The sequence below is a fragment of the Parabacteroides goldsteinii DSM 19448 = WAL 12034 genome, from assembly GCF_000969835.1.
GTDB classification, from domain to species: domain Bacteria; phylum Bacteroidota; class Bacteroidia; order Bacteroidales; family Tannerellaceae; genus Parabacteroides; species Parabacteroides goldsteinii.
Genome location: NZ_KQ033913.1, coordinates 2,057,808 through 2,072,300, shown reverse-complemented (window position 1 = coordinate 2,072,300; position 14,493 = coordinate 2,057,808). Strand labels below are relative to the sequence as shown.

Below are 14,493 nucleotides of genomic sequence, written 5' to 3'. Positions count from 1 at the left end.
ATTGATATATAATGTATAGAGACTTTGTTCCTTGGCGCTTTGGTGATTTGGCGTTTTAAAGCGTTCATAGTACTAAAAGAACTCTGTACATTTTATATCCGCGACAAATATATAAAATAATTATTACCCCATGTTATTTTTCGTCAAAAAAATATTACAAAATTTTGTTTTTAACACATTGGCAAACAATATTCAATCGTAATTAAGTTAATTCAACAATCAATACTCATCTCTTTTGTTAAAAAGCTTTATGATTTTTCCTTTACAAAACATACCCTTGTTTTTTCATTAACATTTATACAGATATTATATTTTACCCCAAAAACGAACAATAAATAATTCTACTTAAAAGGCAGACTATACATATGAGTTGCTCACCTAGTATTCAAACAACTCAACACATAATACACATATTATCAAATATGTTACAATCACTCCTTAGGTTTCATTAGTATTTCTACTCATCTTTTTTAAAACACAAAAATCACCAGAGTTCTTTTAGTACTAAGGTAACAACGCCAACTAAAAAACACTTAGTGTTAAAGAATTATGGAAATTTATATCTATTAAGAATTAGAACAGACCATTGTTTCGCCAAAACAGTGTCTATTTTATGTTAAAATAAAACCATCAATTATGTTGAAAAACTTTAAGCCTGTAGGCTTATTGCTATTAGCTGGTACCCTGGCGGTTCCCAGCTATGCATCTGTAAACCCAGATGTGGCAATGCCTAAATCAAGTATTTCCCAGCAAAGTGGGAAAGTGACAGGAGTGGTAGAAGACGAGTTTGGCCCTGTAACCGGTGCTTCTGTCGTAGTGAAAGGAACAACCAATGGATCGATTACCGATATGGACGGTAACTTTACGTTGGAAGGAGTGAAAAACGGTGACATTATCCAGATCTCTTTTATTGGGTATGCCACTCAGGAAATCAAGTATACCGGACAAGCTTCTGTACAAGTAAAGCTGGTTGAGGACACTCAGAAGTTGGACGAAGTTGTTGTAACGGCTCTAGGTATCAAGCGCGAAAAGAAAGCACTGGGTTATTCGGTAAGTAGTGTGAAAGGGGAGGAACTGTTGGAAGCCGGTACGCCGATGAATGCTATGCAAGCATTGTATGGTAAGACTTCCGGTTTGCAGTTACAATCTACAGCTGCCGGTCCTTCAGGAGGTATGAACATCAAGGTTCGTAATGCAATCTCTTTGACACAGGAATCTTCTACTCGTCCGTTGATCGTGGTTGATGGAATTCCTATCCATGATGCCAATACCGGACAGAGCGATAATAGCCGTACGGGTAGTGACCACGGTACGGGTTTGAATGATATCAACCCCGAAGATATTGCTTCTATCGAAATCCTGAAAGGAGCTAAAGCTGCCGTATTGTATGGATCGGAAGGTGCCAACGGTGTTATGTTGATAACTACAAAATCTGGTAGTAAGAAAGGGTTGGGTATCGACTTCGGTGTCAACCACTCTTGGAATGTTGCCGCTTACCTGCCGAAAATGCAAAATATCTACGGTGCAGGTTCCAGCCCTGGTAATGCTGGTGTAAAGGAAGTCGACAAGGATGGTTTTTGGACCATGACCGACCCAAATACCGGTCAGACCGTTCAGTCAATCTGGCGTGGTGGTGACGGTAGCTTCGGTCCGAGAATGGACGGTCGTATGTTGTTGGATTGGGACGGACAGTATCATCCCTACCAGGCTTACGAAAATAACCAGCGCGATATGTATCGCACCGGTGGACAGACCAACGTAAACTTCGCTTTAAGTAACAGTGGCGAACTGGGTTCATTCCGTCTGTCTTACAACTACCGCGATTACGATGCCATTACCTTAAATGCCGACAACAAAGCGCATCAGTTTGCATTCTCTGCTGATTTGAAGGCAAACGATTGGGTAAAGGTGAAATGGAATACCAACTATTCGAATACCCGCGACCACAATGCGCCCTATGCTATGCAGAGTTTTGCTACGTATGGTTTCCCGAGAAATATGGATTTAAACCTGATCAAGCAGAATTATTTAACTCCTGATGGTTACAATCTGTTCTCTATGGATCAGTCTATCGGACAGAAAGCACCATATGTAGGTCGTTTCGGAAGTTACTACTGGTCTCAGGAAGTCAACTCCAACATGGTAGAGCGTAACCACTTGATCCAGTCTTTGAATTTGGATGTTACTTTCAACGACAAGTTCTCTTGGACAACCTTGGGTGGTATGGACTGGACGGTAACGGATCAGGAAGTGAAGCAACATGTAAGTAAACCGTTGTCTATGGAAAATAAGCAGGGTTGGTATGAAGTAGGCAGCCGTCGCGACATGATCATGTATGGCCAGTCTTCATTCAATTACAACCAGACATTTAACGATGTTTGGAATGTGTCAGCCATGGTCGGTGGTGCCGTTAAGTATACCAAGTATGAAGATCAGAGACAATGGGTGGGCGAAACGTTTTCTATCGAAAACTGGTTCTCATTGAACAATACCCGTGAAGACTTTGGTCCTCGTTCTAGTAGAGGTCGTGCTAATGACTTGTTGTTGAGTGTGTTTGCTTCTGCCCAGTTGGCTTACGCTAACCAGGTATTTTTGGAAGTACAGGCTCGTAACGACTGGTCGTCTATCTTGCCTCCCGAAAATAACCACTATTTCTATCCGGGTGCCAGCTTGTCATGGATCTTCACTGAAACATTCGATATCGATTGGTTGAACTATGGTAAGATCCGTGGATCTTGGGCTGACGTAGGTCGTCCGGGTCCGGTTTACTATGGTAACTTGGACTTCTCGTTGGGTTCATACGGCGGTAGCCCGACCATGGGTATGCCTGACTATTTGCCACCGGCAGATTTCGCAGGAGCCAATGGCGGTTTCCCGGTTCCGAACTTGAAGCCGGAACGGAAACGTGAATATGAAATCGGTTTGGAAGGCGCATTCTTGCCGGGTAACCGTATCAATCTGGACTTTTCTTATTTTCATAACAACACTTACGACCAGATTACAGAATTGGAGGTTCCGGAAGGTTCAGGTCTTAAGAAAGTTCGTATGAATGCTGGTGATATCGCCCAGAACGGTTTAGAATTCTCAATTAATACGAAACCGATCGTAACGAAAGACTTCACTTGGGATTTGGGTTTGAACTTGGCTCGTTACTCAACAAAGGTAAAAGAGTTGGGTAAGGGTATCGATAAACTTAAAATGTGGGGTGTTAAGGGTGCAGATGTTTTATGCTTCCCTGGCGGTGAATATGGTGAAATCTACATCTATCCGTACCAGCGCGATGAACAAGGCAATCGTATCGTAAATCAAGGTTCCGGTGTTTGGGAATATGACAGAAACCAACAGATTAAGGTGGGTAAGATCACGCCGGACGTAGTCGGTGGTTTGACAACCGGTTTGACTTATAAAGATTTCTCGTTGAATGCCGTATTCGACTTCCAGTTCGGTGCAACCATGATCTCTCAGACCAATATGTATCTGTTGGGTAACGGTACCGGTGAGAAATCATTGAAATATCGTGACGAAGAACACGGCGGTCTGCCTTATTATTTGAAGAACGACGGTAAAACTCGTGTCTTGTTGGATAGCCACTCAGCAGCCGTTCCTGCTGACTCATTCTATCCGTTTATCTTGCACGACGGTGTGATCACTCCGGGTGTGACTCCTGACGGACAGCCTAACCAAATGGTTATCCCGGCCGAACAATATTATAGCAAACTGTATTGGCAGAGTGATATGTCTATGAGTGAAGACTTGATCTATAAGAGCGACTACATCGCTTTGCGTTCGTTGTCTTTCAGCTACAACTTGCCGAAAAGCTTTGTACAGAAGTTTAAGATCCAGAACGCACGTCTGAGTGCATTTGCCAACAACTTATGTTACATCTATAAGGCTATTCCGAACGTAACTCCGGAATCTACGCTTGGTACAAACTCATTTTCTGAATCTACCAACCAGCCGGGTATCCGTAGCTTCGGTTTAGGTATTAATGTTTCATTCTAATAGAATCGTATAATTCATGAAGACAATTAAAAAATATATTGCCGGTTTAGCTTTGGGTGTAGTGGCATCGGGGGCTATGATGTCGTGTTCCGACACATTGGAAGAAAAATTCTATAATCCGGATAGGCAAACAGACGCAGACTTCACCCTGCTGTTTGCCGGTGCGCAAACGCCGGGCCATTTGTTCCGTTATGATTACGGTGCAACTTACCACTATATGCGTACGTTTGGTAAGATGTTGGGTATTGCCGTAAGTCCGATTTATATAGACATTTCGCAGTATAACACCATTATTCAGCTTTGGAATGACTGGTCAGGTGATAATCTGAATAACTTCTTGTTTAACCAGACTTGTAACAATTACAGCCGTAACATCAATGGTATGAAATTGCTCTACAATGCCATGAGTGACGAAGACAAGGCAAAGAACGCTGTTTATATGCGTTGTTGCGACATTATCCAATGTTATGCATTTCAGCGTGCTACAGACCTGTATGACGATATGCCTTATTCTGAAGCCGGGGGGGCTTATCAAGAACAGTTTTATCCGAAGTATGATACGCAGGAGTTTATTTACGATGACATCATGGCACGCCTGAAAACGGCAGCTGCCGATTTGTCTAATTTTGAATTCGATACTGAAGGTAGTAAGATTAAGTTTGCTGCCAATGACCTGTTGTGTGATGGTGATTTGGATCGTTGGGTTCGTTTTGCTAACTCAATCCGTCTGCGTATGGCCATGCGTTTATGCCACGTAAAACCGGATGTAGCTGTTGCCACTATTAAGGAATTGGTAGCTGAAGATCGTTTGTTAACAGAGGCTTCTCACGATATCGGTTTCGAAGAGATGGACAAGACCCATGCCTTTGAGGTAACTTTCTTCCGTGGTATTGATGAACGTGGTTATGAGTGTGGAGCTCCTTACACGATTATCCATGATATCATGAACTATGAATACCAACCAGGCGATGAAAACGGTATCACTCGTCATGACTTCGACCCACGTGTATATGCTATGTTCCAGCCAGATGTTCACGGACGTTACATCGGTATTCCATTGAGACAGGAAGAGGTAGAAACGATTCTTCCGAAATATTATACGGAAGATGAAATCTATGATATGCTTCACTTTGACGACTATGAAAATAGCATTTGGGAAGATACACGTATTCCGGCAATCTATAACCGTCGTACTTATTTCAATTTCGACATGAAGTTTCCGGTAATGGGTTCTACCGAAGTGAATCTGATTTTGGCGGAAGCTGCTGTTCGTTGGCCGGGTGAATTTGGCAATATCGATCCGAAAGAGTGTATCAAGAAAGCGATCTATGCATCTACCAAGTTCTATTATGACACCAATAATAGTATGGCCTATAACGAATCTTCACTGCCAAGTATTTTGTATGTATATGAAAAGGCAAAAGCTCCAAATTGGTCTGAAATCCAAGACCACTTGGCAGACTACGAAGAATTCGCTGCCAACAAGTTTGCCGGTTTGGATTATAAAGGTAAGTTGAAATTCATCTTCGGTCAGAAGTTCTGTCACATGAATATCATGAATCCGTATGAGATCTACAACGAGGCTCGTCGTTTAGTGAAAGATTTGGATGGTGAACTACCATTTGTTGCTACACCGAACATCGTGTTTATGGAACGTTTGTATTATCCGAAGAGTGAGTTGAGTGGAAATGCTGAAAACTTTGAAAAGGTTGCATACAAGAATTCATACGACTATCCGGTTTGGTGGACTGGCCGTACAAAGGCTGCTGAAAACCATAATGGTAATGCGATGAACTAAATAAGTTGTGACTTAACCCTTATTGAAAGGCGTTCCGATTATTCGGGACGCTTTTTTTATTAAAAGAGTAAAAACGGTTGTAAATGTCAAGGTAAATATTTAACTTACGCGTACTAATAAAAAAGTAAAGGGCCATGAAAAAGTTATTAATTTTAGGAGCCTTCTTAGGCTTATTCGGTACAAGTAGTATATTTGCTTCCGAAGTAGAGAATGTGAATGCATCGATGGAACAGGTCAATGTAGCAGTAGATTATGTAGATGGGGTAAATTATTGGGTGACTGATATGCATATGGATTATGGTGCAGGTGGACCTTATTTTAGTTATAAGGTGCATTGGGAATATGTAGGAAATCGTCCAAACCCATCGCAAATTGCTTATATGGTGTATGTATATGATGGGACATCTGTGGTGACTAGCTTTTTGGATTCTGCTCCTTATGGTTCAAAAGTAGGCTCAAAGGAATACAAAATTAAAGTAGATCGTGAAGTCTATTATCGGATTGAAGTAAATGGATCAGATGGAGGTATTACTCGATAACATCTTCTGATATTTATTGACACAAACAGGAACGACTAACAGGTATGGAATTAGCTGTTCCTGTTTTTTTAAGTTTCTAAAGTATCGGTAACTATTATAGCTTTATTTTGTATACAATGAAGATAATACATATTTTATTGAAAGAACTCTTTGCCTTGTTTGCATTTCCTTGTATTTTGGGTGCGCAGGAAGCATTGAATATATCATCTGATGTTTTTCTATTTGATCGGTTTACCAAAGGAAAAATATTATTGACTGATAAACGCTATATCGAAACCCAATTCAATTACAACTGTGAAAAACAAGAATTATACTACAAAGACGGTAATGAATATCAAATGATATATAACACTTCGAACATTGATACTCTCTGGATCGGAAACCGGAAGTTTGTCCCGGCTCATGAAGGTGTCCGTTTCTTTGAATGTATTCCCGTTGGAGACGGAACATTGCTGGTCGATTGGAAAATAAAGTTATACTATAAAGGTAAACGTGGCGCGATGGGCGTAGTCTCTCAAGCAGGAGGGCAGGCTTCGGTGGATATGGAATTGATGCGGAATAGGGGAATTAGTAATCCGGACAACAGTGTATATAAAAAGGACAACAGAAATACCTATCGGACCTGTCTGGATGGACAGCAAGTCTCTTTCAGCAACCTTAAATCATTCTTGAAGCTCTATCCCGACACTCATCGGAAAGTCATCCGTCAACTGGTAAAAGAGCAATCCATTAGTTTTGATGATCCATGGCAAGTAGCTAAATTGATAGTTCTTTGCCAGACTATTTAGGTAAAAGTTTTTTCTTCTTTATTTTTAATCACAAATCCATTACAAGTATTTGTGATTAAAAATAAAAAAAAGTTATGTTCTGATTTAAAAACAAATAAAAAAGAGTTTTTGTCCTCCATTTGATTTATAGCTTATGCCTTTCGTCGGGAAGGCTTTTAGAGGGAACAAATCCCGTTGTTCCCCAATGTTAATCTTGCAACAACTCTTGTTTCTTTCTGTTTATATTACCAAATGACATTGGTTGACGCCAAATGCATAGATCTAATAAATTAAACAAAAAACATCAGTATGTTGAAAAGATTCAAATCTGTCAGCATGATTCTCCTGGCGGGCGCGTTGGGCTTTACCGGAAACGCCGTTGCCAATCCGAATACCGGGAATCCTGCTATTGACATTTCCCAACAGGATACGAAGATTACGGGAACAGTGGAAGACGAGTTCGGACCCGTCGCAGGGGCTTCTGTTGTAATTAAAGGTACCACAAACGGGACGATGACCGATATGGACGGCCATTTCACGCTGGAAGGTGTAAAGAAGGGAGACATTATCCAAATATCCTTCATTGGCTTTGCCACACAAGATATTCCTTACACCGGACAAACCGCTCTCAATGTTAAACTCGAAGAAGATGCTCAGAAACTGGACGAAGTCGTTGTTACTGCCTTAGGTATGAAACGTGACAAGAAAGCACTGGGTTACGCCATGCAGGAACTAAAAGGTGACGAACTGCTTTCTTCACGCGAACCTAACCTGGCCAACTCTTTGTCGGGTAAAGTCTCCGGCTTACAGATCGTACGCTCCAGCAATGGAGTGGGAGGGTCTTCGAAGATTGTGCTCCGTGGTAATAACTCGCTGACCGGTAGTAACCAGCCATTGATCGTTGTAGACGGTACGCCGATGGATAACTTCACAGGCGGGGTCGATGATGTATGGGGTAACTCCGGTGCCGATATGGGTAACGGTCTTTCCGACATCAATCCCGAAGATATCGAGTCGATGACTGTGCTGAAAGGTGCTTCGGCTGCGGCTTTATACGGTTCAAGGGCCGGTAACGGGGTGATACTTATTACGACCAAGTCGGGAAAGAAGAATGAAGGGCTGGGTATTACGGTCAATGCCGGTATCACAACCGAGTCGATTTTCCTGAAACCGGATATGCAGAACAGTTTCGGACAAGGATCGGTCGGTGCTTACGATAACCAGTCACGATTGAGCTGGGGACCGAAGGCGGAAGGACAGACGGTTACCGACTGGATGGGACGCCAGGTTCCTTTGAGGACGTACGATAATATAGATGCTTTCTTTAATACCGGTACTTCTTTTAATGAAGGTATCAGCTTCCAGCAGAATATAAAAGGGACGTCGGTCTTTTCTTCCATCAACCGTTCGGATGATGCAGGTATTACTCCGGAGTCGAAGCTGAACAAAACGAATATCACCTTGCGTGCCACCACTTTCCTCGACGAAGCCGAAAAGTGGAAGGTAGATGCCAAAGTGAACTATATCAATCTGAATGCCCACAACCGCCCGATCCAGGGTGTCAACCCTTCCAATGCTTTCAACACGATCTACAACCTGCCCCGTTCGCTGAATGTGGCTGACTTTAAGAATAGTGTGGACGAAGATGGAAACATGATCTGGTGGGACGCTTCGAAGAACCCGCAGGAAAACCCATACTGGGTGACGAAATACCGCCAGAACAACGATACCCGTAACCGTTTGCTGGGTAACATCGCATTGAAATACGCTCCCACCAACTGGTTCAATATCGAATTGAGAGGCGGTACAGACTATTATACAACGACTAAGAACGAAAAAGTATATGCCGGAGGTAATACAACCCCCAGCGGTTTATACAGCGAAGGTTCCGAGACATTTTACGAAAACAATTACAGCTTCCTGGCTACCGCCAATAAAGATAACCTGATCGACCGCCTGGGTGGTTTCGTTACTTTCGGTGGTAACCTGATGATACAGAGGCGAACGAAGATGAATGCCTCGGCCGGTGAATTGCTCGTGCCAAACCTCTTCTCCCTGAACAATGGTATTAATAAACCGACGGTAACCTCTGAACTGATCCGCCGGAAGATGAATTCGCTTTACGGATCGTTGCAATTGAACTGGGACGGCTATCTGTTCCTGGATATTACGGCACGTAACGACTGGTCGTCTACCATGTCGAAAGCCAACCGTTCTTATTTCTATCCCTCGGTCAGCCTGTCCGGAGTGATCTCCGACATGGTGCCTAAACTGGGCGGACAGATGCCTGAATGGTTTACCTTTGCCAAGGTGAGAGCTTCCTATGCCGAAGTCGGTAACGACCTCGATCCGTATCAGTTATACAATAACTTCACCGTCGGTAAGGATGAGAACGGGAATACGACAGCCGCTCCCGGAAACGTACTTTACGATTCCAGCGTACGCAGCGAGTTGATCAAATCATGGGAAGCCGGTTTCGATATCCGCTTTTTCAACAACCGCCTCGGACTGGATGCCGCCTGGTATAAAACCAATGCCACCCGGCAGCTGCTCAACCTTCCGATGGACCCCTTCTCCGGTTATAGTTCCCGCAAGGTAAATGCCGGTAATATTCAGAATGAAGGCGTTGAAATCTCTCTGAACGGCTTAATTCTCGACAATCCCAAAGGACTAAGCTGGAACTCGACAGCACAGTTCTCCCTGAACCGAAACAAGATCATCGACCTCTATCCGGGTGTTACCCTCTATGATATAAAAACGCTAGATGCCATCCAGATCGTAGCCGTGCAAGGCAGTTATTATGGTGATATCTACGGGCAAACCTTCCAACGTGTGGAAGACAAGAATGATCCTAACTACGGCAAGATCATTGTCGGTGAAGACGGACTTCCATTGATCACGACCGGCAAATCGAAAGTCGGCAACCAGAGTCCCGACTGGATGCTGGGATGGACGAACAGCTTTTCATACAAAGGCTTCAACCTGAGTTTCCTGGTGGACTTCCGTATTGGTGGCGATCTTTATTCGGCAACCGCTTCCAACCTGTACACCCGTGGTAATGCGGCCGGGACAGTAGTAAACGGCGAACGACAGGACTTCATTGTCCCTAATTCGGTTGTCCAGACTCCCAACGGCTATACAGAAAATAAAGTACCCGTCACCCATCAGAATTATTGGGAACGTATCGGATCGACCGGTAATTACGGCTTGCCAGAAATGTACACATACGATGCAACGAATATCCGTTTACGTAATATTACGTTAGGATATGATTTCAATAAAGCAATGCTAAAGAATACTCCATTCCAGCGCCTGCGTTTGTCTGCGACATGCAATAACGTCTGGATGATCCATTATAACCTGCCGGGCATCGACCCTGAATCTGTTTCAGCAACCAATACGAATGCTACCGGATTCGAGAATGGGGCAGCTCCGACAAGCCGTTCATTTACGTTTAATGTAACAGTTGGTTTCTAGTATTAGATAGCAGATATATTTTGTTCCATCTAATGGAATAAGTAATGTAGCAGACATGGAACAAGTAATGTAGCAGACACGGAAGTGGTAATGTAGCAGACATGGAAGTGGTAATGTAGCATACATGGAACAAGCAATATTGAAAATTACGAATAAATATCATCTGCTAAAATCTAATTATAATCATTCATAAATATCAATTATCAACTACTAAGAACAAAATAAGATGAATACAAAGAATATATTGCTTACCGGCATGTTCACATTAGCGGCTTTGTTCTCTTCCTGTAACGATTTTCAGGAGATAAATGAAGACCCTAACCAAGTTGGCGAAGACAAAGTGAAGCCGGAATGGTTTCTCAATGCCTCCATCATCGGGGCGCAGATGAATCCAGAGATTGCCGAACGTATCTTCATTGCCGAATGGAATCGTGCCGCTCGCTTCAACCGAGGTAGCGGATTCACGATCGGTACGGACAATAACGATTATATCACCCTCTACCTCAGCAACTCCTATGCCGTAGGCTGGCTCAATAAGGCTACCCAGGCTATCGAACTGGGAGAAAAGAAGATCGAGGCAGGCGAAGCCGAACAATATCCTTATTATAAAAATGTGGTTCAGATGGCCCGTATCTGGCGTGCTTATCTGAATGCTGAAGTATCCGACGGCTTCGGACCTATCCCGGCTTTGTCGGCTTTCACCGGCGTACCCGGCGAATACGACAGTGTAGAAGCTATCTATGGTTTCATCCTCAAAGAGTTGAAAGAAGCTGAAGCCTCTCTCGATCCTTCTATCAATATGGAGCCGATGGCAGGCGAGGATGCCTTCTATGCCGGAAATGTCAATGAGTGGAAGAAATATGCCAACTCCCTGCGTATGCGTTATGCCATGCGTATCTCGGCCGTATCGCCCGAACTGGCAAAGACCGAATTTGAAGATGCGGCAAGCAAAACCTTTATCTCGTCACTGGATGATCTGGCAGGCGTACAGGAGAAAGATGGTTGGAACGACCTGACAGGTGTCATGTCGCGTACCTGGAATGCACAGCCTATGTCTGTGACTTTCAAGAACCTGGCCGAAGGACTTGGAGGCATTGAATTTCCTCTTCCCGATTCCCTGAAGAGCCATCTGAAAGATCCCCACACCTATATGGGACTCTATCTGAACAAGCATTTCCCGTTGAATACCAACGATCCATGTGCCGGATTCTACTTTGATGCCATTCCGCAGTATGTAGATCCCCGCGCACCGAAACTATTCAGCGTAGTAGGCTGGAACGACGGTGTGGTTTATTCCGACTATATCGGTGCAGCCAGCGAAGTGCACCCCGTTGAATTAATGGACCCGAACGATAACTCCAAACCGATGCTCACGATCGACCCGCGTTATACCTGGGGTACCTGGGTAGCCGGTGAATGGAACAACCTGTCCGGCCTTGTCAGCGCCTTGACCGGTAAGAACTACAACTATCCTTCCATGGCAAAACAATACCGTATGAATACGCAGAAGCGCGTCTTCTTCGGCCCGTGGGAAAGCTATTTCCTGATAGCTGAAGCTGCTCTGAAAGGATGGACGGTACCGGGCACTGCCCAGTCGAATTATGAAAGCGGCATCACAGCCAGCTTCGAATATCATGGCCTGCAAAGCCAGGTTTCTCAATACCTGTCCTCTACGGATTATAACCGGGTAGGTACTTCCGTCAGCTTCACCCATACAACGGAAGCGAAGCCTTATACCGTCAATTATGTCGATCCTTATACAAAGGAAAATAAGACAATGACCTATAACTTCCCGAAGAATTCAATTTACCGCGGCGGTGCTTACAACAACGACGCATTGACAAAGATTCTTACCCAGAAATATATCGCACAGGTACCCTGGTTACCCGAAGAAGCATGGAGCGATCATCGTCGCCTCGGTCTCCCGTTCTTTGAAAACCAAGCTGTAGAAAAAGACTACAACCCATTGAACCAGGTTCCTCTGACAATGGCAACAGCCAAGGAATGTCGCCTCGATTTCTACCCAAAACGCTACCGTTATCCGGCCAATATCCAGACCAATAACCTGAAAGGATACCAAAAAGCCTTAGAGCTGTTGGGCGGCCCCGACGTAGTGACAACACCGCTTTGGTGGAATCAGAAATGAGACCTACATTTCTCTTGATAGAAAAGTAGGCAAAAGATCAAGGCTGCATCCATTTCGCTACTTTGATCTTTTGTTACTTTTCCATCAAGGGAAAAGTAAAGAAAACAAACTAAACAAAAACACAATTATGGTACGTAAACTATTAATCCGCGACCTCACCCTCCGTGACGGTCAGCAGTCAGCTTGTGCAACGCGCATGTCGCAGAAACAAATCGACCGTGTACTACCTTTCTATAAAGAAGTTGGTTTCTATGCGATGGAAGTATGGGGTGGGGCAGTGCCCGACGCCGCCATGCGCTACCTGAACGAAGATCCCTGGGAAAGAGTGGAAAAGATCAAAGCCGCAGTAGGTACGACCACCAAACTGGCAGCCTTATGTCGCGGACGCGACCTGTTCGGCTACAATCCTTACCCGGACAACGTTGTCAAAGGCGTATGCCGCAACACCGTCGAGTCAGGAATTGATATCATGCGTATTTTTGATGCCATGAACGATATAGACAATATGAAGCCAGCCATCAAATACACCGACCGTTACGGTGGAATGGCCGATTGTGCCGTCTGCTACGCCATCGACCCTCACCATTCTGCCCTCGAACGGATCGAAGCCGCCTTCCACGGACGTCCCCTTCATAAGCCGGTCTTCAAGAACGATTATTTCCTGGACAAAGCCCAGCAGTTAGAGAACTTCCGGGCCGACATCATCACCCTTGAAGATGCCAACGGACTCATCACCCCTGCAAGGACTGCCGAACTGATACGCCTTTTCAAGAAGAACCTGAAATCTCCCGTCGACTTCCACACCCGTTGTACTGCCGGATACGGCCTGGCCTCGATGCTTGCCGCTATTGTCAACGGCGTCGATATTGTCGATACGAATATCTGGTATTTTGCCGGAGGCTGTTGTGCTCCCGCCATCGAGCTGGTTTACGTCTTCTGCAAGAAGATGGGTATCGAACTGGAAATCGATATGGAAGCCGTCGCCCGCATCAACGCCGAACTCCTGAAAATACGAAAAGAACTGAAAGCCTATGACTCCTCCCGCGAGTTGCCCAATCCTTTCAATCCCCTGACCGATAAGTTACCTACCGAGATCGACCGCTTCTTCAACGATGCCATCGAAGCCGCCCGCAAAGACAAGGAAGACGACCTGATCATCTTCTGCCGTGCCATCGAAGAATACTTCAACTTCCCCGAACCCAACGAAATGGTCCAGAAATCGCAGATTCCGGCCAACATGTACAATCAGATAGTCGCCTTGCTGAAGCAGCAGAATCATCCCGAGCTATTGGAGAAAGCGATGTCATTAATTCCCCGGGTACGGATGGATGCCGGCCTGCCCCCCTTGGTGACGCCGGTCAGCCAGGTGATAGCCTCGCAGGCAGTCTCCTGTGCCCTCGATGAACTGAACGGTCGCCCGTTATATAGCAAACCCGTTTACCCCTTTATCTCCCTGATCCGCGGAGATTATGGGAAAACCCCGTTGCCTGTCGACCCTGACTTCCGCCAGCAAATAACCGGCAAGCGGGAAGAGCAACTTTATGATGCCTCAGATTATGAGATGCAGGAGAACCCTGTCATTGATGAAGTCGGTATCCTGGTAGCCGAAAATGAAAAGGAGATGCTTCTCCTCGAACTCTTCCCGATGTCTGCCCGCCACTTCCTGACGAAACAGAAGAAAGAGAAGTTCAGAAACGATCTGATGGTTTGATGTTTACCCTCTTATATTTATAAGACTGTTTTAAATAAAAAATCCCGTTGTTT

General features: G+C 44.6%; 7 protein-coding genes. All 7 read left to right on the top strand.

The annotated features are described in order from the left end of the window. The first annotated feature begins 636 nt into the window (after positions 1 to 636). Positions 637 to 4,002: a SusC/RagA family TonB-linked outer membrane protein gene (locus HMPREF1535_RS21395; RefSeq protein ID WP_046147407.1), complete on the top strand. Its 3,366-nt coding sequence runs from the start codon at positions 637 to 639 to the stop codon at positions 4,000 to 4,002. Positions 4,003 to 4,018: 16 nt separating this feature from the next. Further along, positions 4,019 to 5,800, top strand: coding sequence for a SusD/RagB family nutrient-binding outer membrane lipoprotein (locus HMPREF1535_RS21390; RefSeq protein WP_046147406.1), 1,782 nt, complete (start codon positions 4,019 to 4,021; stop codon positions 5,798 to 5,800). A gap of 134 nt (positions 5,801 to 5,934) precedes the next feature. After that, on the top strand, positions 5,935 to 6,339 hold the full coding sequence (locus HMPREF1535_RS21385; RefSeq protein WP_046147405.1) for a hypothetical protein: 405 nt from the start codon (positions 5,935 to 5,937) through the stop codon (positions 6,337 to 6,339). A gap of 116 nt (positions 6,340 to 6,455) precedes the next feature. After that, positions 6,456 to 7,127, top strand: a complete 672-nt coding sequence (locus HMPREF1535_RS21380; protein WP_046147404.1) for a hypothetical protein — start codon at positions 6,456 to 6,458, stop codon at positions 7,125 to 7,127. Between the two features lie 288 nt (positions 7,128 to 7,415). Continuing rightward, entirely contained in the window at positions 7,416 to 10,583 is a 3,168-nt protein-coding gene (locus HMPREF1535_RS21375) for a SusC/RagA family TonB-linked outer membrane protein (protein WP_007658287.1), read from the top strand. A 226-nt stretch (positions 10,584 to 10,809) separates the two neighbouring features. Next, complete coding sequence (locus HMPREF1535_RS21370) at positions 10,810 to 12,729, top strand: SusD/RagB family nutrient-binding outer membrane lipoprotein (RefSeq protein WP_046147403.1); 1,920 nt, start codon at positions 10,810 to 10,812, stop codon at positions 12,727 to 12,729. Between the two features lie 127 nt (positions 12,730 to 12,856). Then, positions 12,857 to 14,440: a carboxylase gene (locus HMPREF1535_RS21365; RefSeq protein ID WP_007658285.1), complete on the top strand. Its 1,584-nt coding sequence runs from the start codon at positions 12,857 to 12,859 to the stop codon at positions 14,438 to 14,440. Positions 14,441 to 14,493: the final 53 nt, after the last annotated feature.